Source organism: Planktotalea frisia (assembly GCF_001890925.1).
Taxonomy (GTDB): Bacteria; Pseudomonadota; Alphaproteobacteria; order Rhodobacterales; family Rhodobacteraceae; genus Planktotalea; species Planktotalea frisia.
The window spans coordinates 1-2,796 of sequence record NZ_MLCB01000107.1; the positions used below are offsets into that span (position 1 = coordinate 1).

The 2,796-nt window shown below is 47.7% G+C and carries 4 protein-coding genes; 3 read left to right on the forward strand and 1 reads right to left on the reverse strand.

Annotated elements, in window-relative coordinates; all coding sequences use genetic code 11:
- The first annotated feature begins 331 nt into the window (after positions 1 to 331).
- Positions 332 to 832, forward strand: a complete 501-nt coding sequence (locus tag PFRI_RS07390; RefSeq protein ID WP_211317833.1) for a MaoC family dehydratase — start codon at positions 332 to 334, stop codon at positions 830 to 832.
- The gene (locus PFRI_RS07395) at positions 822 to 1,238 is read left to right on the forward strand and encodes a VOC family protein (RefSeq protein WP_072630067.1); all 417 of its coding nucleotides are present in this window, start codon (positions 822 to 824) and stop codon (positions 1,236 to 1,238) included. Before PFRI_RS07390 ends, PFRI_RS07395 begins: the two co-directional genes overlap by 11 nt.
- Here PFRI_RS07395 and PFRI_RS07400 read toward each other — a convergent pair.
- Positions 1,227 to 1,790 (reverse strand): YecA/YgfB family protein, encoded by a 564-nt coding sequence (locus PFRI_RS07400; RefSeq protein WP_072630068.1) that lies wholly within the window; start codon positions 1,788 to 1,790, stop codon positions 1,227 to 1,229. The genes PFRI_RS07395 and PFRI_RS07400 overlap by 12 nt on opposite strands.
- Positions 1,791 to 1,884: 94 nt before the next feature.
- Between PFRI_RS07400 and PFRI_RS07405 the strand changes: the two genes are divergently transcribed.
- On the forward strand, positions 1,885 to 2,754 hold the full coding sequence (locus PFRI_RS07405; RefSeq protein WP_245812316.1) for an HIT family protein: 870 nt from the start codon (positions 1,885 to 1,887) through the stop codon (positions 2,752 to 2,754).
- The last annotated feature ends 42 nt before the right edge of the window (positions 2,755 to 2,796 follow it).

Below are 2,796 nucleotides of genomic sequence, written 5' to 3' on the forward strand. Positions count from 1 at the left end.
ATAAAGAATATGAAATCCAAACCCGCAAACTCTCGTTATGAATGAGGGAGCCTAGGGGGGCAGGTCACCAACAATCCTCAAACACCAGATTTGACAATAACTCGTAGTGGTTGAATACCATACGCCTATCCGTATTGATCCGACTAGTCAGTATCTTGATAGGAAGGCTAAGTTCATTAATTGGCTAGAACTGACAGAGTATAAGCAGAGTGAGTAGGCAGGTAAGAGTAAGGGCTTAGGGACTGTCTCCTATGCCTCTCCCATTACTAGAACAAATAGAGATTATAACACAATATCAGCATGATATGAACAAACGTAGGACTGGTATCTAATGACAATGGCTACGACAGAACTTAAGTACATCCCTTTCGAAAACTTTGAGATTGGGCAGAAACAGAACTTTGGTGCCTACGAGGTAACCGAGGAAGAGATAATTGAATTTGCTGGGAGATACGACCCACAGTTCTTTCACCTTGACCATGAAGCCGCAAAGCAATCTCTGTTCGGTGGGCTATGCGCAAGTGGCTGGCATACCTGTTCAATGACGATGGCAATGATGGTGGCCAACATGGATAAGAATGGGCGGTCTTTGGGGTCGCCTGGAATTGATAGCCTGAGATGGCTTCGACCAGTTTATCCAGGAGACGTACTCTCAGTGCAGATGGAGGTCCTTGACACAATTCCCTCAAAAAGTCGGCCAAACATTGGAGTAGTGGTCAGCAAAGTATCTGTGAGCAACCAAAAAGAAGAGGTGATAATGGAGTTTACGAGCAAAGGGATCTTTTCCAAAAGTATAGATGGATTGGGAGCATCAAACGAACATGAAACTTGAGTTCCACCATATTAATTTTGTCGCAGATGATGTGGACAGATTGCACGACTTCTACACGCAGGTGCTTGGCCTTGATGACATCCCTATCCAATCATTCCCAAGACCTGATGCGACAAGTTCAAGCGGCTATGATGGGAAGATCAGGTTTGCCACAGATGGTAAGATGCAGATGCACTTGGCAACCAAGGACCTGACTGTCGCCTTCAAGAATGGAGAGGTCATCAATCCGATTGAGCGAGGTCATATAGCCTTTCGTACTGACGATATTACTGCATTTATGGCGCTTCTGGATAGCAAGGGCATTCCCTATTCAGATTATGGCACAGCCTTCGCCAAAGAATGGCATCAGGTCTTCTTCCATGATCCAGAAGGCAACGTCATCGAAGTGCATCAATCAGTGGGATAGGCCACTACCGTGCCGAATATTGCGCCAGTAGTCGAATATACCTGCAACGGCTGTTGGAATATCCTCAGCAGCTTGGTCCAACACTTTATCTAAGTCTTTTTGCGGCAGACCCATTACGGAGTTGCCTGCATCATCCATGAGGTGAAGCATGATCGGTGTCATAAGGTGACCATCAGTACCGCTCTCGGTAAGCCTCAACCATTCCTTTGGGCGTAGCGAGATAGCCTGCATGAAGCCTTCACACCAATCCATGGCTATCACATGCCCCTCCTTCGCTTGCCAGAAGATCGGCTCAACCATTGGCGGGTTAGAGGTGAGGCCGTAGGAAACATTCCCGAACAAGTCGGCGACGCTCTGAACAATCGAACGTGGCAGAGGCTCAGGATCAGCACCAAAGGCTACAGGCATCCATTCCTCAGGTGGGATTATTGTAGGACAACACAGTATCCCATGGATGAAGCCGTCGAGGTCGGACAGCATCATGCAGTTATCCGGACTGTCATCTGAGGACAGGTATTCGTCTAATGCGGCCAAATCAATTGCGTGATACATTCTGGCAAAACCTTTATATTCTGTTCATAGTTTGATGATGGAAAACGCTGACGACAAGTTTGTTCTACGGGATTTCATTCAAAACAGAATGAGGATGTCGCACATCTACCAGCCCTTGATGATTAAGGCTTTGCTGAAAAACGATGGTCAGGCAACCACGGAAGAGATTGCAAAGGCGTTACTGGCTTACGACCAATCTCAAGTTGAGTACTACTCACTCCGTACCAAGACTATGGTCGGCAAAGTCCTAACCAACAATGGTGTCGTTGAGTCAGTCAAAGACGGTCGTCAGATTACGGGTTATCGCCTTACCGAAACGACCCACACAGAGGCGGAGAGAGCGGCCCTACAAGCCATGTGTGATGAAGCCATCAACGCATACATAAGCAAGCGTGGTGAGGCCATATGGGGCCACAGAGGGCCTGACAGCGGTTATGTATCGGGCAGCATACGTTACAACGTCCTAAAACGTGCAAAACATCGCTGTGAGCTGTGCGGAGGACATGAAGATCAGGTCGCCCTCCATGTTGATCATACGACTCCGAGGTCAAAAGGTGGCCCTGATCACATAAGCAACTACCAAGCCCTTTGCATGACCTGCAACACCAACAAGAGGGATACTGACGATACTGACTTTAGAGGTATCTTGGATAGCTATAACAACCGTCAGACTGACTGTATCTTCTGTGAGCTAGGCGCTGGGCGTATCATGGCTGAGAATGAGCTTTGCATTGCTATCAAGGACGCTTTCCCTGTTACAGAAGGTCACACTCTCATCATCCCCAAGCGACACGTAGCTGATTACTTCGACCTATATCAGCCTGAACGTAATGCTATTGAAGCAATGCTACATGAGCAGCGACAGTCTATCCTTGAGAAGGACAACACAGTCACAGGCTTCAATGTTGGTATCAATGCAGGAGCCTCAGCAGGTCAGACTGTGTTCCATTTGAGCTATGACTGAATCTGGTGTTTGGGCGGTTTGAAGGTTGGCGGCGTATCTGGT